The 23,805-nt window shown below is 57.9% G+C and carries 31 protein-coding genes; 5 read left to right on the top strand and 26 right to left on the bottom strand.

The genetic code is table 11. The features are described from left to right. Positions 1 to 8 precede the first annotated feature (8 nt). The 5 genes from odhB (at position 9) to QZ487_RS06270 (ending at position 5,722) form a co-directional block, all read left to right on the top strand. Positions 9 to 1,229, top strand: coding sequence for a 2-oxoglutarate dehydrogenase complex dihydrolipoyllysine-residue succinyltransferase (gene odhB, locus QZ487_RS06290; protein WP_285976897.1), 1,221 nt, complete (start codon positions 9 to 11; stop codon positions 1,227 to 1,229). A gap of 12 nt (positions 1,230 to 1,241) precedes the next feature. Continuing rightward, the gene (lpdA, locus tag QZ487_RS06285) at positions 1,242 to 2,660 is read left to right on the top strand and encodes a dihydrolipoyl dehydrogenase (RefSeq protein ID WP_285976896.1); all 1,419 of its coding nucleotides are present in this window, start codon (positions 1,242 to 1,244) and stop codon (positions 2,658 to 2,660) included. 387 nt (positions 2,661 to 3,047) lie between these two features. Beyond that, positions 3,048 to 4,394, top strand: coding sequence for an amidase family protein (locus QZ487_RS06280; RefSeq protein ID WP_296023819.1), 1,347 nt, complete (start codon positions 3,048 to 3,050; stop codon positions 4,392 to 4,394). Positions 4,395 to 4,397: 3 nt separating this feature from the next. Next, on the top strand, positions 4,398 to 5,087 hold the full coding sequence (locus QZ487_RS06275) for a hypothetical protein (RefSeq protein ID WP_296023818.1): 690 nt from the start codon (positions 4,398 to 4,400) through the stop codon (positions 5,085 to 5,087). Continuing rightward, positions 5,084 to 5,722 carry a trimeric intracellular cation channel family protein gene (locus QZ487_RS06270; protein ID WP_285976893.1) on the top strand — a complete coding sequence of 213 codons (639 nt, stop codon included), beginning with the start codon at positions 5,084 to 5,086 and terminating at the stop codon, positions 5,720 to 5,722. The genes QZ487_RS06275 and QZ487_RS06270 overlap by 4 nt, the downstream gene beginning before the upstream one ends. A 6-nt stretch (positions 5,723 to 5,728) precedes the next feature. Here the strand turns inward: QZ487_RS06270 and QZ487_RS06265 are convergent, their stop codons facing one another. The 26 genes from QZ487_RS06265 to rpsC form a co-directional block, all read right to left on the bottom strand. Next, positions 5,729 to 6,547 (bottom strand): hypothetical protein, encoded by an 819-nt coding sequence (locus QZ487_RS06265; RefSeq protein ID WP_296023817.1) that lies wholly within the window; start codon positions 6,545 to 6,547, stop codon positions 5,729 to 5,731. 120 nt (positions 6,548 to 6,667) lie between these two features. Continuing rightward, positions 6,668 to 7,231 (bottom strand): hypothetical protein, encoded by a 564-nt coding sequence (locus QZ487_RS06260; protein WP_296023815.1) that lies wholly within the window; start codon positions 7,229 to 7,231, stop codon positions 6,668 to 6,670. A gap of 115 nt (positions 7,232 to 7,346) precedes the next feature. Next, the gene (locus QZ487_RS06255; RefSeq protein ID WP_296023814.1) at positions 7,347 to 9,494 is read right to left on the bottom strand and encodes a prolyl oligopeptidase family serine peptidase; all 2,148 of its coding nucleotides are present in this window, start codon (positions 9,492 to 9,494) and stop codon (positions 7,347 to 7,349) included. Positions 9,495 to 9,555: 61 nt separating this feature from the next. Beyond that, positions 9,556 to 10,941, bottom strand: a complete 1,386-nt coding sequence (locus tag QZ487_RS06250) for a serine hydrolase (protein WP_296023813.1) — start codon at positions 10,939 to 10,941, stop codon at positions 9,556 to 9,558. A gap of 81 nt (positions 10,942 to 11,022) precedes the next feature. Further along, complete coding sequence (locus tag QZ487_RS06245) at positions 11,023 to 11,478, bottom strand: glyoxalase superfamily protein (protein ID WP_296023812.1); 456 nt, start codon at positions 11,476 to 11,478, stop codon at positions 11,023 to 11,025. A gap of 231 nt (positions 11,479 to 11,709) precedes the next feature. Continuing rightward, positions 11,710 to 12,129, bottom strand: coding sequence for a 50S ribosomal protein L17 (gene rplQ, locus QZ487_RS06240; RefSeq protein WP_296023811.1), 420 nt, complete (start codon positions 12,127 to 12,129; stop codon positions 11,710 to 11,712). 141 nt (positions 12,130 to 12,270) lie between these two features. After that, positions 12,271 to 13,326, bottom strand: coding sequence for a DNA-directed RNA polymerase subunit alpha (locus tag QZ487_RS06235; protein WP_285976886.1), 1,056 nt, complete (start codon positions 13,324 to 13,326; stop codon positions 12,271 to 12,273). Between the two features lie 120 nt (positions 13,327 to 13,446). Then, a complete protein-coding gene (rpsK, locus tag QZ487_RS06230; protein ID WP_285976885.1) occupies positions 13,447 to 13,836 on the bottom strand; it encodes a 30S ribosomal protein S11 in 390 nt (129 codons plus the stop codon). Between the two features lie 67 nt (positions 13,837 to 13,903). Then, positions 13,904 to 14,272: a 30S ribosomal protein S13 gene (gene rpsM / locus QZ487_RS06225; protein WP_285976884.1), complete on the bottom strand. Its 369-nt coding sequence runs from the start codon at positions 14,270 to 14,272 to the stop codon at positions 13,904 to 13,906. Between the two features lie 320 nt (positions 14,273 to 14,592). Further along, positions 14,593 to 15,279 carry an SRPBCC family protein gene (locus tag QZ487_RS06220; RefSeq protein ID WP_285976883.1) on the bottom strand — a complete coding sequence of 229 codons (687 nt, stop codon included), beginning with the start codon at positions 15,277 to 15,279 and terminating at the stop codon, positions 14,593 to 14,595. Between the two features lie 75 nt (positions 15,280 to 15,354). Next, the gene (locus tag QZ487_RS06215; protein WP_285976882.1) at positions 15,355 to 15,999 is read right to left on the bottom strand and encodes an adenylate kinase; all 645 of its coding nucleotides are present in this window, start codon (positions 15,997 to 15,999) and stop codon (positions 15,355 to 15,357) included. Between the two features lie 26 nt (positions 16,000 to 16,025). Continuing rightward, positions 16,026 to 17,390, bottom strand: a complete 1,365-nt coding sequence (gene secY / locus QZ487_RS06210; RefSeq protein WP_285976881.1) for a preprotein translocase subunit SecY — start codon at positions 17,388 to 17,390, stop codon at positions 16,026 to 16,028. Between the two features lie 114 nt (positions 17,391 to 17,504). Further along, complete coding sequence (gene rplO / locus QZ487_RS06205) at positions 17,505 to 18,029, bottom strand: 50S ribosomal protein L15 (RefSeq protein WP_285976880.1); 525 nt, start codon at positions 18,027 to 18,029, stop codon at positions 17,505 to 17,507. An 87-nt stretch (positions 18,030 to 18,116) separates the two neighbouring features. Further along, positions 18,117 to 18,302, bottom strand: a complete 186-nt coding sequence (gene rpmD, locus QZ487_RS06200) for a 50S ribosomal protein L30 (RefSeq protein WP_152434960.1) — start codon at positions 18,300 to 18,302, stop codon at positions 18,117 to 18,119. 5 nt (positions 18,303 to 18,307) lie between these two features. After that, the gene (gene rpsE / locus QZ487_RS06195; RefSeq protein WP_296023807.1) at positions 18,308 to 19,180 is read right to left on the bottom strand and encodes a 30S ribosomal protein S5; all 873 of its coding nucleotides are present in this window, start codon (positions 19,178 to 19,180) and stop codon (positions 18,308 to 18,310) included. After that, complete coding sequence (gene rplR / locus QZ487_RS06190) at positions 19,180 to 19,524, bottom strand: 50S ribosomal protein L18 (RefSeq protein WP_285976878.1); 345 nt, start codon at positions 19,522 to 19,524, stop codon at positions 19,180 to 19,182. Before rplR ends, rpsE begins: the two co-directional genes overlap by 1 nt. A gap of 1 nt (position 19,525) precedes the next feature. Continuing rightward, positions 19,526 to 20,059: a 50S ribosomal protein L6 gene (gene rplF / locus QZ487_RS06185; protein WP_285976877.1), complete on the bottom strand. Its 534-nt coding sequence runs from the start codon at positions 20,057 to 20,059 to the stop codon at positions 19,526 to 19,528. Continuing rightward, positions 20,059 to 20,454, bottom strand: coding sequence for a 30S ribosomal protein S8 (gene rpsH, locus QZ487_RS06180; RefSeq protein ID WP_285976876.1), 396 nt, complete (start codon positions 20,452 to 20,454; stop codon positions 20,059 to 20,061). Before rpsH ends, rplF begins: the two co-directional genes overlap by 1 nt. Before the next feature lie 11 nt (positions 20,455 to 20,465). After that, entirely contained in the window at positions 20,466 to 20,771 is a 306-nt protein-coding gene (gene rpsN, locus QZ487_RS06175) for a 30S ribosomal protein S14 (protein ID WP_285976875.1), read from the bottom strand. Positions 20,772 to 20,795: 24 nt separating this feature from the next. After that, entirely contained in the window at positions 20,796 to 21,377 is a 582-nt protein-coding gene (gene rplE / locus QZ487_RS06170; RefSeq protein WP_285976874.1) for a 50S ribosomal protein L5, read from the bottom strand. Next, positions 21,370 to 21,693 carry a 50S ribosomal protein L24 gene (rplX, locus tag QZ487_RS06165; RefSeq protein ID WP_285976873.1) on the bottom strand — a complete coding sequence of 108 codons (324 nt, stop codon included), beginning with the start codon at positions 21,691 to 21,693 and terminating at the stop codon, positions 21,370 to 21,372. The genes rplE and rplX overlap by 8 nt, the downstream gene beginning before the upstream one ends. Beyond that, positions 21,693 to 22,061, bottom strand: coding sequence for a 50S ribosomal protein L14 (rplN, locus tag QZ487_RS06160; RefSeq protein WP_067598881.1), 369 nt, complete (start codon positions 22,059 to 22,061; stop codon positions 21,693 to 21,695). Before rplN ends, rplX begins: the two co-directional genes overlap by 1 nt. Before the next feature lie 72 nt (positions 22,062 to 22,133). Further along, entirely contained in the window at positions 22,134 to 22,424 is a 291-nt protein-coding gene (gene rpsQ / locus QZ487_RS06155) for a 30S ribosomal protein S17 (protein ID WP_285976872.1), read from the bottom strand. Between the two features lie 10 nt (positions 22,425 to 22,434). Further along, complete coding sequence (rpmC, locus tag QZ487_RS06150) at positions 22,435 to 22,641, bottom strand: 50S ribosomal protein L29 (protein ID WP_285976871.1); 207 nt, start codon at positions 22,639 to 22,641, stop codon at positions 22,435 to 22,437. Further along, the gene (gene rplP, locus QZ487_RS06145; RefSeq protein ID WP_285976870.1) at positions 22,638 to 23,075 is read right to left on the bottom strand and encodes a 50S ribosomal protein L16; all 438 of its coding nucleotides are present in this window, start codon (positions 23,073 to 23,075) and stop codon (positions 22,638 to 22,640) included. The genes rpmC and rplP overlap by 4 nt, the downstream gene beginning before the upstream one ends. Before the next feature lie 34 nt (positions 23,076 to 23,109). Then, the gene (gene rpsC / locus QZ487_RS06140; RefSeq protein ID WP_285976869.1) at positions 23,110 to 23,805 is read right to left on the bottom strand and encodes a 30S ribosomal protein S3; all 696 of its coding nucleotides are present in this window, start codon (positions 23,803 to 23,805) and stop codon (positions 23,110 to 23,112) included.

The raw sequence follows: 23,805 nt of genomic DNA, 5'->3' as shown, positions 1-23,805 counted from the left end.
ACCACATCATGGCCACAGAAGTTACAGTACCAACTCTGGGTGAATCAGTCACCGAAGCGAGCGTTGGCGAATGGCTGAAGCAGCCGGGCGACACGGTAGAGGCCGATGAGCCGATTGTTTCGCTAGAGACAGATAAGGTCGCGGTTGACGTACCTTCGCCTGTCGCGGGTGTGATCGGCGAGCACAAGGTTGCGGTTGGCGACACCGTTGAAGTCGGCGCAGTGATCGCGATCATCGAAGAAGGCTCCGGCGCACCGGCCAAGAAGGCTGAAAGCAAGGAAAGCGCCCCTGCCCCGGCTGCAGCGAAAGAAGATACCTCTGGTAGCAGCGATTCCATCACCATGTCGCCGGCGGTGCGCCGCGCCGTACTGGAACACGGGGTCGATCCGACGACGATCAAGGGTACCGGCAAGGACGGTCGCTTGACCAAGGAAGATGTTCTGGCCGCAGCGCGCAACAAGCGCGATGGCGAGAGCGCATCTGCACCGGCCGCGGCACCGGCGCCTGCCGCTGCTGTAGCAGCAGGTGATCGCAAAACTGAGCGCGTCAAGATGACACGGATGCGCCAGACCATCGCCAAGCGTTTGAAAGGCGCGCAAGACAATGCCGCGCTGCTGACTACGTTCAATGATGTCGACATGTCGGCGGTGATCGAAGCGCGCAGCAAGTACAAAGACATGTTCGCAAAAAAGCACGATATCCGTCTGGGATTCATGGGCTTTTTCGCGAAAGCCGCATGTCTGGCGCTGAAGGATGTGCCCTCGGTCAACGCCTATATCGAAGGCGATGAGATCGTCTATCACGACTATGTCGACATCTCTGTCGCAGTGTCCGCGCCAAACGGGCTGGTCGTTCCGGTGGTGCGCGATTGCGATGCCAAGGGCTTTGCTCAGATCGAGAAAGACATCGCAGACTTCGGCAAGCGCGCCAAAGATGGCACGCTGACGATGGAAGACATGTCGGGCGGTACCTTCACTATCTCTAACGGCGGCGTGTTCGGATCGCTGATGTCGACCCCGATCATCAATCCGCCGCAGAGCGCTGTGCTGGGCCTGCACCGGATCGAAGACCGCCCCGTCGCGGTCAACGGCCAGGTCGTGATCAAGCCGATGATGTATATCGCGCTGAGCTATGACCACCGCCTGATCGACGGCCGCGAAGCGGTGACCGCACTCAAGATCATCAAGGAAGCGATCGAAGATCCGACACGGATGCTGATCGACCTTTAAGGAATACCCCCAATGGCTGACCATTCTTACGATTACGATGTCCTGATTATCGGCGCTGGCCCGAGTGGCTATGTCGCAGCAATTCGCGCGGCGCAGCTGGGCCTGAAAGTGGCTTGTGCGGAAGGCCGCGCCACACTGGGCGGAACATGCCTGAACGTGGGTTGCATCCCATCAAAAGCGATGCTGCATGCGTCCGAGTTCTATGATGCGGCCGCCAATGGCACTATGGCCAGCATGGGCGTAGACGTGACCCCGAAACTCAACCTTGGAAAAATGCACGAACAGCGGATCGATGCGGTCGATGGTCTGACCAAGGGCATCGAGTTCCTGTTCAAGAAGAACAAGGTCGACTGGAAAAAGGGCTACGCCACGTTCCAGGACGCGCACACGGTAAAAGTCGGCGACGAAACCGTAACCGCCAAAGACATCGTGATTGCCACCGGTTCTTCGGTCACTCCACTGCCGGGTGTAGAGGTCGACAATGACAAGCAAGTCGTGGTCGATTCCACTGGTGCGCTCGAGCTCGCTAAAGTTCCGAAGAAAATGGTCGTCATCGGTGGCGGTGTGATTGGGCTAGAGCTTGGCTCTGTGTGGCGCCGTTTGGGTGCAGAAGTGACTTGTGTGGAATTCCTCGACCAGATCCTGCCCGGAATGGACGGCGATATTCGCAAGGAAGCAAACAAGATCTTCAAGAAGCAAGGGATCGAGTTCAAGCTTTCGACCAAGGTCACTGGCGTATCCGTGAAAGGCAAGAAAGCGACACTGACGCTTGAGCCAGCTGCAGGCGGCGATGAAGAGAAGCTGGAGGCTGATTGCGTGCTGGTGTCGATCGGTCGCAAGCCCAATACCGATAGTTTGGGTCTTGAGAACATCGGTCTGGAAACCAACCAGCGCGGTCAAATCGAAACCGATCACTCCTTCCGGACATCAATCGAGGGCGTGTGGGCGATTGGTGACGTGATTCCCGGCCCGATGCTGGCGCATAAGGCCGAAGATGAAGGCATCGCAGTAGCTGAGAACATCGCGGGTGAGACCGGCATCGTGAACCACGATGTGATCCCGAGCGTAGTCTACACCTGGCCCGAGATCGCCGGTGTTGGACTGACAACCGAGCAAGCCATCGAAAAGGCATGTGGCGACAAGGCCAAAGTCAAAGTCGGCAAGTTCCCAATGATGGCAAACAGCCGCGCGAAAACCAATCACGAGCCTGACGGCTTCGTAAAGGTCATCGCCGATGCAGAAACCGACCGCGTTCTAGGCGTGTGGTCTATCGCCAGCGTTGCCGGCACAATGATTGCCGAAGCTGGCATCGCGATGGAGTTTGGCGCAACATCAGAAGACATCGCCTATACCTGCCATGCGCACCCAACCCATGCTGAGGCGATGAAAGAAGCGGCGATGGCGGTGCAAGGCAAGCCGATCCACATTTGATCGGCTTCGACTATTCGACGCCGAACCGCTGGAAGAAATCCTTACCATTGGCGTCGGGTATTTCTGCGGTGATGCCACATTCGCCTTGCTCAAGCTCGAGTGCAAAATAGCCCGTCGTGCCTTGGGACATGTGATGGATACCTCCGACAAATTTCGCTGCGACAGACGTTTTCTAGCCGCCGGCAGGGAAGAAATCCAGCCACCGCAAGTCGCCAATCCAAATATTGCGACTACCAAAGCCATTGAACGCATCGTTTGCCCCACCCCAAGGTTCATCGACCCGGAAATCATGGTAATTGTGCCTTTGTGCCTCGTCACAACTAGCAATTCGCGTTTGATCAGCCCCTTTCCTCTCCCTAAGAAGCGAGCTGGGAGAGGGAGAATTGTGTGGCCTATCCGAAATTGACCGACAAGCCGGGCGCGCTGGAGACTGCGGCACGCATCCGCAAAGGCGAGATTTCACCGCATGAAGCCGTCGAAGATGCGATTGCGCGGATTGAACATCTCGACGCTCATATCAATGCCATTGCCGTATGCGATTTCGAGCGCGCGATTGCGACCGCCAAGGCTATGGATCGCGATGACCCCAGCGAGCATCAGCCGCTGTTCGGCGTGCCTATGACGATTAAGGAAAGTTTTGATATCGCTGGCCTTCCCACCACGTGGGGGCACAAGTCGCACGAGGATTATGTTGCGCGACGAGATGCCAAGATCGTACGCCAACTCAAGGCGGCAGGCGTGGTCTTTCTGGGCAAAACCAATGTGCCGATCGACCTGAGTGACTGGCAAAGCTTCAACGAAGTCTACGGCCGCACCAATAACCCGCACAATCACGATCGTTCCCCTGGTGGATCATCGGGCGGTTCAGCCGCAGCGGTCGCAAGCGGAATGGTACCGATCGAGTACGGCACAGACATTGGCGGCTCTGTGCGGGTGCCAGCGCATTTTTGCGGCGTCTGGGGCCACAAGACCAGCTGGGGTCTGGTCAGCAAGCATGGCCATGATCACCCGCTGATGGCAGGCAAAGACGCGCATGATGGCGCGCTTTCGATTGCAGGGCCGCTGGCGCGCAATCCCGATGACATCGAGATTATCTTGCGCCTGACAGCAGAATTCCCGCTGTTTGAACGCCAGAAGCCGCTCAAGTCATGCCGCATTCTTGCGATCCTTGATCACCCTGACAGCCCCTTGGATGACAGCGTACGCGGACCGATGGAAGCGGCTTTGAGCGCTCTCGAAGCGGCGGGCGTGCAGATCGACCGGACGAGCGATCTCATCCCCGACCTCGCAGCACAGCAAGCGGATTATCTGCGCATGCTCAATGTCGCGATGGCGCGCGGAGCCCCCTCGCCCGATGGTAAACGCGCGACAGCAACCGACTGGTTCGACCTGCTAGATCTGCAAGCGCGCAACGAATTGGCATGGGCGCATCTGTTTGAAAGCTATGACTTTGTGCTCGCGCCCCCTACCCCTGTATTGGCAGTCCCGCATCGCGACGAAGCAGTTTTTCGCGGCGACATTGACATCAATGGCGAAGCTCATCCGGCCTCTGGCGGGCTAGCCTGGGCGGGTCTCGCGACCTTCCCCAATCTGCCCGCTACCGTGCTGCCCATTGGTTCAGGCTCATATCTCGGTGCAGAGCTGCCATGCGGGATGCAAGTCATGGGGCGGCGTTGGGGCGATCTGGATTGCGTCGCCGCCGCGCGTGAAATCGACACACTTTTGAACGGATAAGCAGTGCCTAAACTGACGATGCTTAAATTTGCCAGGTGGCATATCTGGCTTGGCTGGCTGGTGGATTTTCCCACGCTGATGTGGATGGTGACAGGCCTCTACATGGCGGCCAAGCCGATCGAGGAAGTGCGCGGCAATCACTTGCGTGTAGAGCAAGCGGTCCAGCCGCTGGTACTGCCAGGAAGCGCGCTGGCGAGTGCAGAATTTCCGATCCGCGAAATGCGCGCCGTGATGCAGGATGGCCGCGCCGTGGCGATCCTTACCGGCATGGATGGCAGCACACGCCGGGTCGATATTCAAAGCGGGGCGGCCTTGCCCGCGCTGTCCGCCAATGATGCCCGATTGATTGTGGCCGAACAGATCAAGGGAGGCGACCAGATACGCAGCGTGACTGCGTTCGATGCCGACAATGTCCCGTTCGATTTCCGTCGCGAAATGCCCGTTTGGCAGGTCGCACTGGAAGATGGCGCGCATATCTATATCGGGCGCGATACCGGCCAGATCGAGGCCGTACGCACGCGTTGGTGGCGCGGGTTCGATTTCATGTGGGGCCTGCACATCATGGATTTGAGGACTCGCGAAGATACCAGCCATCCGATCCTGATCCTGTTTGCCGCTCTGGGTGTGATCGGTGCGCTGCTTGGCTGCATTCTGATGTTCCGCCGCCGCAAAGCGAAGGTCTTAGCCGCGTGAACGGCGCTGAAGTGCTCACCCCGGTACTCGATGTGCTCGATATTCTCGGCCTTGCCATTTTTGCGCTGACCGGCGCGTTGCTTGCCGCCAAGCTCAAGCAGACATTCGTTACGCTGGCCTTCTTTGCGTTGGTGACAGGAGTAGGCGGCGGCACCGTACGTGATCTGTTGATCGGCGCGCCGGTGTTCTGGATGACTGACCCGTGGGTCGCGCCGATATGCCTCGGCACTGCTTTGATCGCGTGGTTTACACCCACGCGCTGGTGGGAAGGCAAATTACTCGATTATGCCGATGGCGCGGGTCTTACGGCCTATGCAGTGCTCGGCAGCGCAAAGGCGCTGTCATACGGCATCCCGCCCGTACCGGCTGCACTTATGGGGATCATCACCGGCTGCGTGGGCGGAATTATTCGCGATGTTGTTGCAGGCAGGCCGTCAATCATCATGCGGCCAGAGCTATATGTGACTGCAGCCGCAGCCACCGCAGCTCTAACCGTTGGCGGCATGGCCACGGGTATCGACAACCCCATCGTATGGGGCACGGCATGGATAGCAGGCTTCGCGCTGCGCAGCGCGGCGATCCGATGGCAAATCGCGCTTCCATCCTATGACGAGACGGAAAGCACGACAGATTAGGTTGGCTTAGGTCGCGGGCGCTTGTGCCATTGCATAGCGATCGTCCGAGGGGCTTTCCTCTAGATCGCCATCCACCGGGCCACCGGGATAGGCCGGAACCTGCTGAGAGCGAAGCTCTGCATCGGGATCGACCTGTTCTTCGCGTTCTACTTGCGCCCAGGCCGTGCGATAGCGATCATCGCTAAACTGGTTGTCGCGCACCTGACGTGGTCGAGCAGAGCCAGAGCGATCTTGCGCCGCAAAGCTGTCGCCATAGTTCACGTTCTCGATCCTGCCGTCCGCGCCGATCGTGCAAGTGAAGCGGTCACCGTTGAAAATAGTACCGGTTACACGCCAACCTTCACCAGTCCGATCCACGCTTTCAACTTCGTCTACGCGGACGTCGCGCTCGATTTCCGCCAGGCATTGATCAACCGCGCCATCGATGCCGCGCCCGCTGCCAGACGAACGGCGCGTATCGCGGCGATCATCACGATCACGGCGATAGTCATTGCGGTCCTCGCGATAGTCACGATAGCGCTCGTTGCGTTCGCGGCGCTCTGAATTCGATGCAGCATTGGCAATGGCCGCGATACCACCGATGATCAGCACGCCTGCCAGCACATCACCCGCATCAACGCGGTGGCGATGGCGGTAGCCACGATAACGGTAGCGGCGGTGATGCTCGGCAGTCATCGCGTCCGCGCTGAAAACATCGAACTGCGGCAATTCAGAATGCACCGCTGGTGCAATAGCGGGAATGTCTGCGGCCGCGACTGGTGCTGTCATTAAAGATACTGCGGCAAGCGTGCCGGAAGCGACCGCAAGCTTTACAAATTGGGCCATTATGGTCCCTCCTGCTGTATGCGCCCACCAAACGCGTCGAATCTATGACGAAGAGCTAGGCGGCCCAGGCTTAGCAAAGCCTGAACCGCCCAGTCTGGTGGAGGTTGGAGTCATTCCCGATCAATCGAGGTAGCGTAGACCGCGGTAATTGATGCCGACTACCCGACCGCGCTGAATCTCACATTTGAAACGTCCCTGATCAAGATTCTGGCCGCGATGGTTGTAGGCATATCCGCGATCATCATAGCGGTTGCGATCCCGGTACCGGTCGCCGCGATAACCGCCGCGTCCCTCATCAACCACCAGGCGCCCACGAATTTCCCAACCGCGACGCTCACGATCGACATCGCGGATCTCGGTTACATCGGCGAACCGGTAACCCGCCCGGCGTGCATCGCGCTCTACGGCATTGATACATTTTTGGATCGCACGCTCTGGGTTGCCCTGCGGGCGGTAATCGCGGTCATGATAGCGATAGTTGTCGCGATAGCGGTTATTGTTGTTCGAGCCGCCGAGGATGGCTGCAAGGCCACCAATGATCAGCGCACCGGCGATCACATCGCCTGCATCAATCTTGTCGTCGCGGTTTTTCGCTTGCGCTGGAGCCGCGCCGGCCAATGCCAGTGCGCCCACGGCTGCAGTTGCGATCCCACCCTTCGCGAATGCTTGTGTTGTCTTGCTCATTTGAGGTTCTCCTCATCTGGGCCGTGGCGGGATTGCCTCGGCTGTGATGAGAGAACTAAATGATTCGGGGTGATGGCTCGCTGAACTGGCGTGTCAGCGATTGTTCAGAAAAGTCCTATTTTTCCTGAACAATCGCCAATCCAGTGAAATGCGCAAGGAAAGCAAGCACATCTGCGCCTTCAGCAATCACCTTATCGGTCGGTTTACCCGCCCCATGCCCCGCGCGCGTCTCGATCCGGATCAGCTGCGGCTTGTCGCCCAGTTCAGCTGCTTGCAGCGCTGCGGCGTATTTGAAGCTGTGCCCCGGAACCACGCGATCGTCGGTATCAGCCGTAGTCACAAGGACCGCCGGATAGTCCACTCCATCACGCACGTTGTGATAAGGTGAATAGCTGCGCAGGATACGCCAATCCTCTTCGCGGTCGGGATAGCCATAGTCATCGACCCAGTATCGGCCCGCGGTAAACCGATCGAAACGCAGCATGTCCATCACCCCCACAGCTGCGTGTGCGGCATCGAACAGATCAGGACGCTGATTAGTCACGGCGGCCACCAACAAGCCGCCATTGGAGCGCCCTTCGATCGCCAGGCCGTTCGGCGTGGTGTATCCATTGGATTTCAGGAATTCGCCAGCCGCGATAAAATCATCGAATACATTCTGTTTGTTCGCACGGCGACCGGCATCGTGCCATTCCTTGCCATATTCGCCCCCGCCGCGAATGTTGGCGAGCACGAACACGCCGCCCGCTTCCAACCATGCCATGCGGGTGGCATTGAATCCCGGCGTGATCGAGATATCGAATCCGCCATAGCCATAAAGCAGGGTTGGCGCGGCCTCTCCGCTCTCGGCCAGCTGCTTCTTGCGCACGATGAACATCGGAATGCGCGTGCCGTCTTTTGAAGCATAGAATTTCTGCTCGATGGCATAATCTTCAGGCACGAAGGTCAAATCGGGGCTGGCAAAAGCCTCGGTCTCACCGGTTTCCAAATTCAAGCGATAGATCGAATCCGGACGGTTGAAGCTTTCAAAGCTGTAAAATGTTTCGGGATCACCGGGGGATCCGCCAAATCCGCTTGCGGTACCGAGCCCCGCCAATTCGATCGCACTGGCGCCCTCCCCCTTCAGATCGAGCACAACCGCACGGCTCGCGGCGTCGCGCAGATATTCGACCACCAGTTTGGTACCGACAATGGAAGCGCCAGAGATCGGCTCATCCGTTTCCGGCACAACCAGCCGCCATTCAGGCGCGCGAGCATCCGGATCGATCGAAACGATGCGGAACTTGGGCGCATCGTGATTAGTGGTGAAGTACAACGTCCCATCAAGCGAGGCGATCAGTGACCAGCTATTTTCGAAGCCGGTTACCAATGGCAATGCAGTCCAGCGATCGCGCCCGCGCCTTTTCAGATCGATCAGATGTACTTCATAGACATCATCCGTGCCGAGCGAACTGGTCATCGTGGCCCAGCGCCCGTCATGCGTCGTGCGCGCTGAATGCCCGCGCTCCGGATGATCGGGCGTTGCAAACACCTGCCTGTCATCGCTTTGCTCGGTGCCAATGGCGTGGAAATAGACCGCCTGATTGTAATTGAGCGCCTGGAAATCCTGCCCCTTTTCCGGTTCGGGAAAACGCGAATAGAGAAAGCCTTCGTTGCCAACCCAGGCGATGCCGGTGAATTTGGCCCAGCGGATTTCATCGCCCAGTTGCTCGCCGGTCGCGACATCGATCACGCGAATAATGCGCCAGTCGGTTCCGCCGTCCTGCACGCTGTAAGCGAGCAGCGAGCCATCTGGCGAAGGCTCCCACCCGGCCAGCGCTGTCGCGCCATCATCCGCCCATGCATTAGGATCGATCAGCAGGCGCCGCTCGCCATCGATGCCGGTCTGCACGTAAAGCTGAGACTGGTTCTGCAGCCCGGAATTGCGTGTGTAGAAGTAGTTATCGCCCGCCTTTTCCGGAATTCCAAACCGTTCGAAGTCCATCAGCCCGGCAATCCGCTGCGCAAACCAGTCACGGTTGTCGAGCCGGTTCAGGAACGCATCGGTAACTTCGTTCTGACGTTCAACCCACAGCGCGACTTCAGGGTTGTTGCGAACATCATCTTCGAGCCAGCGATAGGGGTCTGCAACTTCCTCGCCGAAGAACGTCTCGGTCAGATCCTGCGCATAGGTTTCGGGATATTCGGAAACAGTAGGTGTGCCTGCGGCAAGCGGTGCAGCAATAAGGCCGGCTGTAGCTGCCAGCAGTATCGGGCGGATCATTTTCGGTTTACTCCGGTGGGTGCGACCAGGGGTGTCAGGAAAATCTAACTAGGTTGCGCCGCTAATCAAGCGTCGCCAGCACATCGAGCGTAAAGGCTGCAATATCGAAACGATAGCCGGCCGGATCTTCGCCTCGGCGAACGATCACGACGTTGCGGCTGGGCACGATCACGACATACTGACCGCGATTGCCGAGCGCTGCAAATGCATCATCCGGAATGCCATCCTGCTTGTTTAGCAGCCACCAACCGGCGCCATAGCCAAGCGGGCCATCCGGCTGGGGGCCGCTGGGATCGGATACATACTGCCGCCAGTTTTCAGGCAACAGGCGCTCACCATCAGGCAGAGCGCCGTTGTTTAGGTATAGCTGGCCGAGCTTCGCCAGATCGCGAGCGGTCGACCAGACCTGGCTGGAAAGCACATAATTGCCCCGATGGTCGGTCTCAGCAACCGTGTGGTGCATCCCGACCCTCTCGAAGAAGTCCATTGGCCGATAGTAAGACAGATATGACTGGATCGCCTTCACAGCCATCAACGTGTCATTGTTGGCATAGCGATAGACAGTGCCTGGTTTATGCACGAGCGGCCAATGGGTCGCGCTTTCATCCACAGTGGCTCCGCCCCAGTAAAGCAGATCAGTCCTGTTACCGGGCGTGTCTGAATAACGCCCCGAGGCCATGCGCAGCATATGGTCGATCGTTATCGTCCGCCGAGGATCGTCTTGCGTGCGCCAATAAGCCAGCCCGACCGGTTGATCGACCGTTACGTCATCGGCTTGCACCGCCCAACCGACTAGCGTCGCAGCGATAGACTTGGCCACCGACCAGGTGCGCTGCGGGGTCGCAGCGTTGAAACCCTCTGCGTAACGCTCAAGCGCAATGTCGCCATTCTGTACGACCAGGACCGATGTAGTGCGGCTGCCCTCGCCATAGGTCCCGTCGAACGCCTTTGCGCCGAGTTCGCCTGGCAATCCGTTGACGGACACACTGTCAGGAAAGGACCAGCCCGATTCTGAGCTGGAATTGCGCATGCGAAGCGGCTCTCGTGTCTCCAACTCGGGGGAGTCAATGGGCATCAGGTCGCAGCCGAAGCGCGGCTGATGGCGCGCGGTACGCGGACCCATGTCATCGGCCCAAGTGACGCGCACTTGATCAACCGTTCCGGATTCGGGCGTGCGGATGATCTCATAGGGCAAATCGCGCACGATATCATTCAGCGGCGCCTGTATGCCTGTCAGCTCCCACTCGTGGACGCTTTCGGGTGTTCGCATGGTGCCGTTGGCCTCTGCATTCGCGATCGCGCTGCACAGGAACAGAGCTTTGTAACCAGCAGCCAGCGCCCGGTCATAGCGAGCGTCGAGTTGTTCCTGCGCGCCTTGCGCAACGGCTGGGGTTGCGAGGGGAATGGCAGCGAGTAGCGCGAGAGCGCCGAGAGATGTGCGGATCATGCGCGCCACCCTAGCCCGGCGCGGATAAAAGAAAAGGGCCGATGGATCGCTCCACCGGCCCGATCGCTTGCTGCGGTTAAACTAAGGTCGCGCCATACTTGCTTCTTCCATCACCTCGAGGTGGGGAATGCCGCCGGACGAGCATTCCCGAGACCGGCCATCAATCCCGATCCTGCCCGAAACTCGCTTGCGATTGTTCGAGAAATACTTGGACGTCACTACGTCAACGGGCTCCCAGAACTCGAGGGAGATCAGCACCTCTTCTTGCGACAGCCGTGTCGATGCGACAACGCGCGCCTGAAACTCGTGCCCCATGTACCGGCCAGCAACATGTTGTCCGGCCTGAAAACGATCGGGTGTATGCAGGTTTCTGGCCTGTGCAGCCGCAGTGTTCCAATCGAAGAAACCATAACGACGCGCGATCAATTCCAGCGCGCGCGAATGCGAGACATGGCGCCCCTGCGTTTGTTTGATGGAGCGGTATCGCCGCGCCAGCACCTTCATATTCGCCAGATTGGGAAGGTGTTGCGAAATCATATCAATCTCCTGCTCTCAAGCCGATTACGATGGAGTCCGCATTGCCATCCCGGCTAGCCTGAAGATGAGTTGTGATATCGTGAGAGTGTTCACCCTGGCTTGCGCCCGCGGACGGCAGGCCGCTCTCAGCCTTGGGCGCCTGTTATGGGAAAGGTTGAAGTGTGTCAAACACATCAAAAAAGGGCCGGAAGGTTACCCTTCCAGCCCTTGCTTGTTCGGATATGAAGTCGCTTACGCTACTTCCATGTCTTCTTCGTTCTGGACCGGACCAGAGTCCTGGCCCTTCGCGTCTTCGTCACGCTCGACAAACTCGATGATCGCCATTTGCGCAGCGTCGCTGCCGCGATAGCCGGCCTTGATGATGCGCGTGTAACCGCCTTCACGGTCGCTGTAGCGCTCTGCCAGAGTGTCAAACAGCTTCTTCAGCTGGGTTTCGTCCTGCAGACGGCTCATCGCCAGGCGACGGTTCGACAGGCCGCCACGCTTTGCCAGCGTGATCAGCTTCTCGACGTAAGGACGCAGTTCCTTCGCCTTTGGCAATGTGGTCTGGATCTGCTCGTGCTTGATCAGAGCCGCTGCCATGTTGCGGAACAGGGCCGTACGGTGGCCCGATTTACGGCTCAGCTTACGCTGTGAAATTCCGTGACGCATTGTTTATCTCTTTCTGGCTGACCCCTCCGGGCGGAAAACCGGTTCCGACTTTTCCTGAGGGGATCAGCGCTTCGTTCGTAATGGGCCCGTGCAAGGTAGCCCGTTCCTGGTGGCAAGTTGTGGCCGCCACCTTCGCCAATCTTAGCCGAGAAGTTCCTGTTCGAGCTTCTTGGCCATTTCTTCGATGTTCTCTGGTGGCCAGCCCGGGATATCCATGCCGAGGCGCAGACCCATGCTGGAGAGCACTTCCTTGATCTCATTGAGCGACTTGCGGCCGAAGTTCGGCGTACGCAGCATCTCGGCTTCGGTCTTCTGGACCAGATCGCCAATGTAGATGATGTTGTCGTTCTTGAGGCAGTTAGCCGAACGAACCGACAGTTCAAGCTCGTCAACCTTCTTGAGAAGGTAGCGGTTAAGCTGGTTCGCATCGTCTTCTTGCGGAGTCGCTGCCTGACCGATCATTGCGGCCTGTGGCTGCGGAATGCCGTCTTCGAAGTGTACGAACAGCGTCAGCTGATCCTGCAGGATGCGCGCCGCGTAAGCGATCGCATCTTCAGGGGTGACTGTGCCGTCGGTTTCGATGGTGAGGCTGAGCTTGTCATAGTCCAGCTCTTGGCCAACACGTGCGTTCTCAACCTTGTAGCTCACCTGGCGAACCGGTGAATACAGGCTGTCGACCGGGATCAGGCCGATCGGCGCATCTGCCGGGCGATTGGCAATTGCGGGCGAATAGCCCTTACCTACGTCAGCGGTCAGCTCCATGTTGAGCGTTGCGCCTTCGTCCAAGTGACAGATCACTAGATCTTTGTTCATGACTTCAATGTCGCCGGAAACAGCGATATCGCCGGCTTTCACTTCAGCTGGGCCGGTTGCAGAAAGCTGCAGACGCTTGGCGCCTTCGCCTTCCATCTTCAATGCGATCTGCTTCACGTTCAGAACGATGTCGGTCACGTCTTCGCGAACACCCGCAAGCGAGCTGAACTCGTGCAGAACGTTCTCGATCTTGATCGATGTGATCGCGGCACCTTGAAGCGAGCTCAGAAGGACGCGACGCAGCGCGTTACCGAGTGTAAGACCGAAACCACGCTCCAGCGGTTCTGCAACGAAAGTCGCCTTGCGACCTTTGTCTCCGCCTTCTTTGATCTCGAGAGTGTTGGGCTTCTTAAGTTCCTGCCAGTTCTTCATATTGACGGACATGGATTTCCCCTAATTCGCTAAGCAGCGTTTTCAAATGCGGACTGGACCGGAGCGCTGGTTATAGCGCGTCCGGTCCGAAACTCTGTTTGGGCGGCCCGAAAGCCGCCAATCAGCAACGGATCAGACGCGGCGACGCTTCGACGGCCGCACACCATTGTGCGGGATCGGCGTCACGTCCCTGATCGATGTGATGTTGAAACCGACAGCGGCGAGACCGCGCAGCGCGCTCTCACGACCCGAGCCCGGGCCCTTCACTTCGACTTCCAACGTACGCACACCGTGCTCGGCAGCTTTCTTGCCGGCATCGTCCGCAGCAACCTGTGCAGCATATGGTGTCGACTTACGGCTACCCTTGAAGCCCATCATGCCTGCGCTGGACCAGCTGATAGCATTGCCCTGTGCGTCGGTGATGGTGATCATGGTGTTGTTGAAGCTGGCGTTGATATGCGCAACGCCGCTGCTGATATTCTTTTTGTCACGGCGCCTGATTTTGACGGGTTCGCGTGCCATGGTTCGTATTCCTCTTTATTCGTCCAAAGAAGGGAAAAGCATCTCGGGTCCGAAGACCGCGATCCGCTTACTTCTTCTTACCGGCGATCGGCTTCGCCTTACCCTTGCGGGTGCGGGCGTTGGTGTGGGTACGCTGGCCGCGAACGGGCAGCTGGTTACGGTGACGAAGACCGCGATATGAACGCAGGTCCATCAGGCGCTTGATGTTCATCGCGGTATTGCGACGTAGGTCGCCTTCCACGGTGTAATCAGCGTCGATCGTCTCACGAATACGCAGAACTTCTTCATCAGAAAGATCCTGCACACGTTTGGTGTGATCGATGCCCAGCTTGTCAGTAATCTGGACGGCCGTTGTGCGGCCAATTCCGTGAATATATGTCAGCGCGATAATCACGCGCTTGTTTGTGGGGATGTTCACCCCGGCAATACGAGCCACTTACTTCTCCATGCTCCACAGGGCCAAGACAGAACAGTCCGCCTCCCTATCTCATCGCTACAAATCGACATGCGCAAACCTGAGCAAGCTGACGCTTAAACGGCAAAAAGCCCGATAGGGGCGCATTCGTCTGCCGCCTGCCGGACTTATTTCGAACATGTCGAATGATGAGCGCGCTTAATGTGATTCTGTTGAGTCGTCAACAGGCAAGCACGCGCAAACGACAACGCAGCCTTATATGGGCCCTCATCGCTAAATTTCAACCTCATACCAGCTAGCACCCGATATCCAAAATCGGCAATCCGCTAGCTTGGTGAAAACTAGTTGTCGCTGAGATCGCTGAAGGCTTCATCGACCGACGGACGGGGCTCCCCGCCGTCAACTTCAGGGGCGGATTCTTCAACCGGAGCCCCTTCAGCTTCAGGTTCGACATCTTCCGACGGAGCGTCCGGCACATCAAGACGGCCCAGCAAATCGGCGAGACCATTCAGCTGCTGCGTCATGACACCGTCCACCGCGATCGAGATCACCGGCACTTCATAGCGCATGAAACCGCCCACGATGTATTCCCAGACGATCTGCGTGCCATTCTCGGCCTCGCTGATCACTACCGTCAAAACGCCGCCAGCCGGCTCGCTCTGGAGCGGGCCCAGTCCGCCGCGCATGCGCAGCGCCCTTTCGGGAAAGGCCTGTACCACGCGCATATGCTCGACGCTGCCTTCCAGCGTCACACGGTCTGCATCGACATCTTCAGGAATCCGTTCGCAAAAGCACCCGCCCGCTTGCGGCTTGAGCGTCATATTCGCTGCATCGCCCGACCAGGTATGCGCATCGTTCCACCATTTGCCTGGAGAGATCAGGGCGAGCCAGACTTCCATCGGGGTGGCATCAACCACCGCACTGTCTCGCGTGACAAATCCGTCGTCGCTGCTCGCGACAACTTCCGCTTGCGCAGCGCCAGACACTGCAAGCCATGCCGCACCGGCGAAAACAGTCAGGAATCTCATGGTGGCCCTCTCCTCTTGGACTTTGGTCTAAGCAACCACGGCCTCAAGGGAAAGGACTATTCGCCGCGCGGGGCTTTAGCCAAGGATCGCGTCGATCTTTGCAGTTAATTCGTCGATGGACGCCATGCCATCAACCCGCCGCACAATGCCGCGCGCTTCATAGCCGGGCAGGATCGGCGCGGTCTTGGCCCGATATTCCTGCATCCGCGTACGCACGGTTTCCTCATTGTCATCCGGTCGGCGCTTGAACTCGGTGGAACCGCAAGTGTCGCACACGCCTTCTTTCGAGGGTGGATTTGCTGTGTCGTGATACAGCGCGCCGCAATTGGCGCAGCTGAAACGGCCCGTGATACGCTCTACCAGAGCATCCACATCGACCTCGAGCTCGATCACATAGTCCAGCGTGCGGCCATGCTTGGTCAGCAGCTCATCCAGGCTTTCCGCCTGCGCTTCAGTGCGCGGATATCCGTCAAAGATTGCGCCGGTTGCATCGTCCAGCTCAGCCAATTCGGCATCGATCAGGTCAGAGACGATCTCGTCCGAGACCAGCTCGCCTGCATCCATAACCGCCTTGGCCTTGATGCCCACCGGGGTCTGCGCCTTGACCGCTTCGCGCAGCATATCTCCGGTGGAGAGCTGCTTCATCCCGCGATTGGCGACAAGGCGGCCGCTTTGGGTGCCTTTACCAGCGCCCGGAGGGCCAAGAAGAATAATGTTCACTGGTCGCCTACCCCCGAATGAAAAGCTTAGCGCTTACGGCCCTTCAACTTGGCCTTCTTGATAAGATCGCCATACTGGTGTGCCAACAGGTGGGATTGCACCTGGCTGATCGTATCCACTGTCACATTGACCACAATCAACAGACTGGTGCCGCCAAGGAACAGCGGAATGCCTGTCTGCGCGATCATATATTCCGGAACCACACAGACCGCGGTGAGATAGATTGCGCCCACCACAGTGATACGGGTTAGCACATAGTCGAGATAATCCGCGGTGCGTTTGCCCGGGCGGATACCCGGAATGAAGCCGCCGTTTTTCTTCAGATTGTCTGCCGTCTCTTCCGGGTTGAACACAACCGCTGTGTAGAAGAACGCGAAGAACATGATCAGAATAGCATAGAGCGTCATGTAGAGCGGCTGGCCATGCTGCAGATACTGCACGATCGACTGGATTGTCTGGCCACCGGTGCTTGTAGGATCAAGCGAATTGCCCGCGAACTGAGTAATCGTCAGCGGCAGCAAGAGCAGCGAGCTGGCGAAAATCGGCGGGATAACGCCGGCTGTGTTGAGCTTGAGCGGCAAGTGAGAGCTGTCCGCTTGCATCATGCCGCGCTGCGTCGCACGTTTCGGATACTGGATCAGCAGGCGGCGCTGTGCGCGCTCAACGAAGCTGATCATGAGGATAAGCACAACGACCATCACGATAAAGCCGATGATGACGCCTGGCGCAATGGAACCGGTGCGGCCGCCTTCGAACAGGTTCGAGGTAAACATCGGGAACTGCGCCACGATGCCAGCCATAATGATCAGCGAAACGCCATTGCCAATACCGCGACTGGTGATCTGTTCACCCAGCCACAGCAGGAACATCGTGCCGCCGACAAGGCTGATCACAGCGCCAACACGGAACATATAGCCCGGATCGACCACAGCCTGCAGACCAGCAGAGTTAGCAAAGCTTTCCAGGCCCGCAGCCAGGAACCAGCCCTGGATCGAACACAGGAACACTGTGCCATAGCGCGTGTATTGGTTCAGCTTCTGGCGACCAGTCGTACCCTCTTTCTTGAGGGCTGCGAGCGTCGGGTGGAGCGCAGATGCCATCTGCACCACAATCGAAGCGGTAATGTAAGGCATGACTCCAAGCGCGATCAGGCTCATCCGCTCCAGGCTGCCGCCTGTGAACATGTTGAACATGTCCAGAATGCCGCCCTGGGTCTGCTCTGCAAGCTGTGACAGCGCCAACGGGTTGATACCCGGCAGCGGCACGAAGCTCAAAAAGCGGAACACGATGAGCGCGCCGAGCGTGAACCAGATGCGCTGACGCAACTCGGTGGCTTTGGAGAAATTGGCGAGGTTTAGATTGCTCGCAATGCTGTCGGCGCGTGATGCCATTGTATCAGATCAATCCTGGTCTTGCGCCGGCCCGTGTCCGGCTCAGATAGCTCAGAACGGTTAGATAGGGAGCGGATGGCCCAATGTCGAACCCCCGCTCCCCAATTTATTTGATTACTTGGCCTTCGCCGCCTTGTTGGCTTCGTGGCGGGCAGCCTTTTTCTCGTGCTCGGGCTGAGCCGCAGCGATCACTTCGACGCTGCCACCAGCCTTTTCAACCGCTGCAATCGCACCTTTGGTGGCACCAGCAACGATGAATTTCGCCTTGGCCTTGATCTCGCCTTTGCCGAGCAGACGAACACCGTCCTTGCCACCACGCACGAGGCCAGCAGCACGAAGCGCTTCTTCAGTAATGTCTTTTTTGCCGTCGAGCTTCTTCGCGTCGATGAACTTCTGAACCATGCCGATATTCACTTCAGCAAAGTCCTTGCCAAACGGGTTGTTGAACCCGCGCTTTGGCAAACGCATGTGCAGCGGCATCTGGCCGCCTTCAAAGCCCTTGATCGCTACGCCAGAACGGCTCTTCTGACCCTTTTGGCCACGACCAGAGGTCTTGCCTTTGCCAGAGCCGATGCCACGGCCAACACGCATGCGGCCCTTGCGGGCGCCTTCGTTGTCACGGATGTCGTTGAGTTTCATTGTTGCACTCGCTTTCGCTTTCTATGCCCCGATCCGGGGTTCGCGCTAAAAAAGTGACCCCCGCCGAAGCAGGGTCACGTGATTGGTTTAGTCGACCACTTCAACCAGATGCGGGATCTTGGCGATCGCGCCGCGAACTTCAGGGGTATCCTGACGCTCTACGACCTTGTGCATCTTGTTAAGCCCAAGACCGATCAGGATCTTGCGCTGGCTTTCCGGACGACGGATCGGCGAACCGATCTGCTTGATTTTTACGGTTTTCTTGGCAGCCATTGATCTTACTCCACAACTGCAGCAGCGTCAGCTTCTGCTTCCGCTTCGGTAGCGCCACCACGGCCAAGCAGGTCTGCAACCTTCTTGCCACGACGCTGAGCCACAGACTTCGGCGAAGACTGGTTGGTCAGCGCATCGAATGTAGCGCGAATCATGTTGTACGGGTTCGACGTACCGACGGATTTGGTCACAACGTCTGCAACGCCCAGGCTTTCGAACACAGCACGCATCGGACCACCGGCGATGATGCCAGTACCCGGAGGCGCCGTACGAACGGTTACCTTGCCGGCACCGAAACGGCCCTTGCCGTCGTGGTGCAGCGTGCGGCCTTCTTTCAAAGGAACGCGAACCATCTTCTTGCGCGCAGCAGCCGAAGCTTTCGAAATTGCCTCTGGAACTTCGCGAGCCTTGCCGTGGCCGAAGCCGACGCGGCCCGATCCGTCACCCACAACAACCAATGCTGCGAAACCGAAGCGCTTACCGCCCTTCACTGTTTTCGACACGCGGTTGATGTGAACCAGCTTCTCAATGATGCCGTCATCTTCTTCTTCGCGGCGTCCACCACGACGGTTGTCACGGCCGCCACGGCCACGATTTCCGCCATCACGGTTGCCGCCACGACCGCGACCGCGCCCTTGACGCTGGTCATCAGCAACAGGAGCCGCTTCTTCAGCAGGAGCCGCTTCTTCAACAGGAGCCGCTTCTTCAACAGGAGCCGCTTCTTCAGCAGGAGCAGCTTCTTCAGCAGGAGCAGCTTCTTCAGCAGGAGCAGCTTCTTCCGTCGCTGCTTCTACCTTGGTTTCTTCAGCAGCCGCGGTTTCTTCAACCTTCGGTGCTTCAGTTTCGGCTTCTGGTGTTTTCTTTTCGTCAGCCATCATCAGAACTCCAGCCCGCCTTCGCGAGCGGCATCAGCCAACGCTTTCACGCGGCCGTGGAAAAGGAAACCGCCGCGATCGAACACGACAGTCGTTACGCCAGCCTTCTTGGCAGCAGCTGCAATGTCCTTGCCAACCTTTGTGGCGGCATCGACATTGGCACCTGAAGCCTTCGCACCGAGCGTCGAAGCGGCAGCAAGCGTCTTGCCGTCTGCATCATCGATGATCTGCGCGTAGATATGCTTGCCGGTGCGGTGCACGGACAGGCGCGGCTTACCACCAGCACGGCTGCGAAGCGCGGTGCGCACGCGGCGGCGGCGGCGTTCAAAGAGAGAAAGCTTTGCCATCTTACTTCTTCTTCCCTTCCTTACGGAAGACATACTCGCCCTGGTACTTGATACCCTTGCCCTTGTAAGGCTCGGGCTTGCGCCAGCGGCGGATTTCAGCGGCGAGCTGGCCAACGGCCTGCTTGTCCATTCCGCTTACAATCACAGTTGTCTGATCAGGTGTCTTCACGTCGATGCCTTCTGGCACGTCGATGTCGACATCGTGGCTGAAACCGAGCTGCAGCTTGAGCTTGTTGCCCTGCGCCTGAGCACGATAACCGACACCTGAAATTTCAAGTGTCTTGGTGAAACCGTCGGTCACACCTTCAACCAGGTTCGATACCAGCGTGCGATGCATGCCCCAGAAAGAGCGCGCCTGCTTGGTGTCGTTGGCCGGGTTGACCTGGATCTCTTCACCTTCGACCTTGTAGTCGATCAGGTCACTGAGACCCATGGAAAGGGTGCCTTTCGGGCCCTTCACGGTCATCGTACCGTTTTCGATGGTAGCCGTTACGCCGCTAGGGATCGCAACCGCTTTCTTACCAATACGGCTCATTAGAACACCTCCGCCAGCACTTCGCCACCGACGTTCTCGTTGCGAGCTTCGCTGTCCGAAAGCACGCCGCGAGGGGTCGAAACGATGGTGATACCAAGGCCGTTGCGCACAGTCGGAAGCTCTTTCGAACCCGAATAAACGCGGCGGCCAGGCTTGGAGACACGAGCGACATGCTTGATAGCCGGTTCACCCTCGAAATATTTCAGTTCGATCCGCAGCGCAGGGTGTTTGCCAGATGCGTCTTCGCTGTAGCCACGGATGTAGCCTTCACGCTGAAGCACTTCGAGCACATTCGCACGCAGCTTTGACGCAGGTGACAGGACAGAGTCCTTCTTCGCCTGCTGGCCGTTGCGGATACGGGTGAGCATATCACCCAATGGATCGGTCATTGCCATTGTCTAATTCCTCACCAGCTCGACTTGGTCAGACCAGGGATCATGCCCCGGTTGCCGAGTTGACGCAGTTCGATACGGTTGATGCCGAACTTACGGTAATAGCCGCGTGGGCGGCCGGTGGTGGCGCAGCGGTTGCGGACCCGGGTCGGGTTCGCATTGCGCGGGATTTCCGCCATCTTCAGACGTGCAATCAGACGTTCGCTCTCATCGAGAGACTCGTCCGCAGCAATCGCCTTAAGCTTGGCGTACTTGTTTGCGTACTTCTGAACGAGCTTCTTGCGCTTCTCGTTCTTGTTGATGGAACTCAGTTTCGCCATTGGACTTAAGCTCTCCTAAGCGGCTTACGCCGCTTCCTTATCTTCATCTGATGCTTCGGCGGGGAAAGGGAAGCCAAACAGCTTCAGCAATTCACGTGCTTCGTCATCGGTTTTTGCGGTAGTGGTGACGATGATATCCATGCCACGCACCTTTTCGATTTGATCATAGCTGATCTCAGGGAACACGATCTGTTCCTTGAGGCCCATTGCATAGTTGCCACGGCCATCGAATGACTTCGGGTTCAGACCACGAAAGTCACGAATGCGAGGCATTGCAACAGTCACCAGACGATCCATGAATTCGTACATACGGTCACGGCGCAGGGTTACCTTGCAACCGATCGGCATGCCTTCGCGCAGCTTGAACTGAGCGATCGACTTCTTGGCTTTAGTGATGACCGGCTTCTGGCCGGCGATCAGCGCCATTTCCTCAGCAGCGATCGTTACCTTCTTCTTGTCCTGGCTTGCTTCGCCCACACCCATGTTGAGTGTGACTTTCTCAAGCTTCGGAACTTCAAGACGATTCCTGTAACCGAACTTCTCGGTCATCGCCTTGACGATCTGGTCTTCGAACTTCTGCTTTAGACGAGGAGTGTAATCAGCCATCGATGGTCTCCCCACTCTTTACGGCAACGCGCACTTTGGAACCGTCCTTCTTCACATCGAAGCGGACGCGGGTGGGCTTGCCATCCTTCGGATCAGCCACTGCAACCTTGCTGATGTGCATCGGAGCCTCACGGCGCTCAATGCCACCTTGCGGGTTGGCCTGGCTCGGTTTGCGGTGACGGGTTGCGACATTCATGCCTTCAACCACGACTTTGCCTTCCTTTGGCATGACTTGAGTGACCGTACCGGTCTTACCCTTGTCCTTGCCAGACAGAACGACAACGCTGTCACCCTTCTTGATCTTTGCAGCACCCATCACAGCACCTCCGGCGCAAGCGAGATGATCTTCATGAAGCCGCGGCCACGCAGTTCACGAACAACTGGGCCAAAGATACGGGTGCCAATTGGCTCTTCGCTCTTGTTCACGAGCACTGCAGCGTTGCTGTCAAAGCGGATCACGCTGCCGTCTTTGCGGCGCACTTCCTTCTTTGTTCGCACGATCACTGCGCGGTGCACGTCGCCCTTCTTAACTTTGGCACGTGGTTGGGCTTCCTTAACGGAAACCACGATCACGTCTCCGACACTCGCAGTGCGACGCTTTGAGCCACCCAGTACTTTAATGCACTGGACGCGCTTTGCGCCGCTATTGTCTGCGACGTCGAGATTGGACTGCATCTGGATCATTGATCCGGTTCCTTCTCTTGGCTTGTTGGGACGCCCGATACCAACCGGGGCTCAACAGTTCCTTCGTCTAACTCAGTTACCGGCGGCTTCGACTTCGAGGTCAGCTTCCACTGCCTGAGTTCCACCAGCCACAACCCGATCCTTCACGGTCCAGGTCTTGGTTTTCGAAATCGGCTTGGTCTCTTCAATGCGGACCACGTCACCAATCGCGTATTCGTTGTTTTCGTCGTGAGCGTGATACTTCTTCGAACGACGGATGATCTTCCCGTAAAGCGGGTGCTTCACCTTGCGTTCGACCAGTACGGTCACGGTTTTGTCGGTCTTGTCGGAGGTGACAGATCCGATCAGGATACGTTTCGGCATGGTCTACTCCTTAAGCCTTCACAGCCGCAGCTGCGCGCTCGTTTTGCAGCGTTTTGATCTGAGCGATCGAACGGCGCACTTCCCGAACCCGAGCAGGACGCTCGAGTTGGTTGGTGGCAGCCTGAAAACGCAGGTTAAACTGTTCGCGCTTCAGCTCGGTCAGTTCAGCGGAAAGCTGATCATCAGTCTTAGTGCGCAGATCTTCTACCTTGCTCATTTGTCGCCTCCCAGGTGAGAGGTATCACCCAGACGGGCAACAACCTTGGTTTTGATCGGCAGTTTCATCGCAGCGCGTTCAAATGCGAGCGCAGCCAGCGGGCCAGGTACACCGTCGAGTTCGAACAGGATACGGCCCGGCTTTACGCGCGCAGCCCAGTATTCAACTGAACCCTTACCTTTACCCTGACGGACCTCGGCAGGCTTCTTCGAAACCGGCACGTCCGGGAATACACGGATCCAGAGACGGCCCTGACGCTTCATCGCACGGGTAATCGCACGACGCGCAGCTTCGATCTGGCGTGCAGTGATACGCTCTGGCTCAAGTGCCTTGAGACCATAAGAGCCGAAGTTCAGCGTAGTGCCACCCTTTGCGTCGCCCTTGATCCGGCCCTTGAAAGCCTTGCGGTATTTGGATTTCTTCGGTTGCAACATTGTCTGTCTCTATCTTCCAATCAGCGCGGCGCCATCAACGAGCGGGGCGCACGCCGGAAGTCTGAGCTTCCATCATCAAACGGTCTTGCGCAGTCGGATCATGTGCCAGGATCTCGCCTTTGAAGATCCAGACCTTGATACCGATGATGCCATAAGCAGTCAGCGCTTCGGTTTCGGCGTAGTCGATGTTGGCACGCAGCGTGTGCAGCGGAACGCGGCCTTCGCGGTACCATTCAACGCGGGCGATTTCCGCACCGCCCAAACGACCACCACAGGTGATCTTGATGCCTTCTGCACCAAGACGCAGAGCCGACTGAACCGCACGCTTCATAGCGCGACGGAAAGCGACACGGCGGATCAGCTGGTCAGCGATACCTTGTGCAACAAGCTTCGCGTCGATTTCCGGCTTGCGGATTTCAACGATGTTCAGCTTCACTTCGCTATCAGTCATCGATGCAAGCTTCGAACGAAGCTTCTCGATGTCTGCGCCTTTCTTGCCGATGATCACGCCTGGGCGTGCAGCATAGATAGAAACGCGGCAAAGTTTCGCCGGACGCTCGATCACCACCTTCGAAATCGCAGCCTGTGGCACGGTTTCGAAGATGTATTTGCGGATCTCGATGTCTTCCTTGAGAAGCTTCGCATAGTCACGCCCTTCAGCGTACCAGCGACTGTCCCAGGTGCGGTTGATCTGCAGGCGCAGACCGATCGGATTGCTCTTCTGGCCCAT

This window comes from uncultured Altererythrobacter sp., from assembly GCF_913057185.1.
In the GTDB taxonomy this organism is placed as follows: Bacteria; Pseudomonadota; Alphaproteobacteria; order Sphingomonadales; family Sphingomonadaceae; genus Erythrobacter; species Erythrobacter rubellus.
The sequence above is the reverse complement of the archived record's forward strand: the minus strand, read 5'-3'. Positions and strand labels throughout refer to the sequence as shown.

Coding starts and splice junctions, on each gene's coding strand:
- odhB (WP_285976897.1), top strand. CDS start 9: ATGGCCACAGAAGTTACAGTACCAACTCTGGGTGAATCAGTCACCGAA.
- lpdA (WP_285976896.1), top strand. CDS start 1,242: ATGGCTGACCATTCTTACGATTACGATGTCCTGATTATCGGCGCTGGC.
- QZ487_RS06265 (WP_296023817.1), bottom strand. CDS start 6,547: ATGGCCCAATTTGTAAAGCTTGCGGTCGCTTCCGGCACGCTTGCCGCA.
- QZ487_RS06260 (WP_296023815.1), bottom strand. CDS start 7,231: ATGAGCAAGACAACACAAGCATTCGCGAAGGGTGGGATCGCAACTGCA.
- QZ487_RS06255 (WP_296023814.1), bottom strand. CDS start 9,494: ATGATCCGCCCGATACTGCTGGCAGCTACAGCCGGCCTTATTGCTGCA.
- QZ487_RS06250 (WP_296023813.1), bottom strand. CDS start 10,941: ATGATCCGCACATCTCTCGGCGCTCTCGCGCTACTCGCTGCCATTCCC.
- QZ487_RS06245 (WP_296023812.1), bottom strand. CDS start 11,478: ATGATTTCGCAACACCTTCCCAATCTGGCGAATATGAAGGTGCTGGCG.
- rplQ (WP_296023811.1), bottom strand. CDS start 12,129: ATGCGTCACGGAATTTCACAGCGTAAGCTGAGCCGTAAATCGGGCCAC.
- QZ487_RS06235 (WP_285976886.1), bottom strand. CDS start 13,326: ATGTCCGTCAATATGAAGAACTGGCAGGAACTTAAGAAGCCCAACACT.
- rpsK (WP_285976885.1), bottom strand. CDS start 13,836: ATGGCACGCGAACCCGTCAAAATCAGGCGCCGTGACAAAAAGAATATC.
- QZ487_RS06220 (WP_285976883.1), bottom strand. CDS start 15,279: ATGAGATTCCTGACTGTTTTCGCCGGTGCGGCATGGCTTGCAGTGTCT.
- secY (WP_285976881.1), bottom strand. CDS start 17,390: ATGGCATCACGCGCCGACAGCATTGCGAGCAATCTAAACCTCGCCAAT.
- rplO (WP_285976880.1), bottom strand. CDS start 18,029: ATGAAACTCAACGACATCCGTGACAACGAAGGCGCCCGCAAGGGCCGC.
- rpmD (WP_152434960.1), bottom strand. CDS start 18,302: ATGGCTGCCAAGAAAACCGTAAAAATCAAGCAGATCGGTTCGCCGATC.
- rpsE (WP_296023807.1), bottom strand. CDS start 19,180: ATGATGGCTGACGAAAAGAAAACACCAGAAGCCGAAACTGAAGCACCG.
- rplR (WP_285976878.1), bottom strand. CDS start 19,524: ATGGCAAAGCTTTCTCTCTTTGAACGCCGCCGCCGCCGCGTGCGCACC.
- rplF (WP_285976877.1), bottom strand. CDS start 20,059: ATGAGCCGTATTGGTAAGAAAGCGGTTGCGATCCCTAGCGGCGTAACG.
- rpsH (WP_285976876.1), bottom strand. CDS start 20,454: ATGGCAATGACCGATCCATTGGGTGATATGCTCACCCGTATCCGCAAC.
- rpsN (WP_285976875.1), bottom strand. CDS start 20,771: ATGGCGAAACTGAGTTCCATCAACAAGAACGAGAAGCGCAAGAAGCTC.
- rplE (WP_285976874.1), bottom strand. CDS start 21,377: ATGGCTGATTACACTCCTCGTCTAAAGCAGAAGTTCGAAGACCAGATC.
- rplX (WP_285976873.1), bottom strand. CDS start 21,693: ATGGGTGCTGCAAAGATCAAGAAGGGTGACAGCGTTGTCGTTCTGTCT.
- rplN (WP_067598881.1), bottom strand. CDS start 22,061: ATGATCCAGATGCAGTCCAATCTCGACGTCGCAGACAATAGCGGCGCA.
- rpsQ (WP_285976872.1), bottom strand. CDS start 22,424: ATGCCGAAACGTATCCTGATCGGATCTGTCACCTCCGACAAGACCGAC.
- rpmC (WP_285976871.1), bottom strand. CDS start 22,641: ATGAGCAAGGTAGAAGATCTGCGCACTAAGACTGATGATCAGCTTTCC.
- rplP (WP_285976870.1), bottom strand. CDS start 23,075: ATGTTGCAACCGAAGAAATCCAAATACCGCAAGGCTTTCAAGGGCCGG.
- rpsC (WP_285976869.1), bottom strand. CDS start 23,805: ATGGGCCAGAAGAGCAATCCGATCGGTCTGCGCCTGCAGATCAACCGC.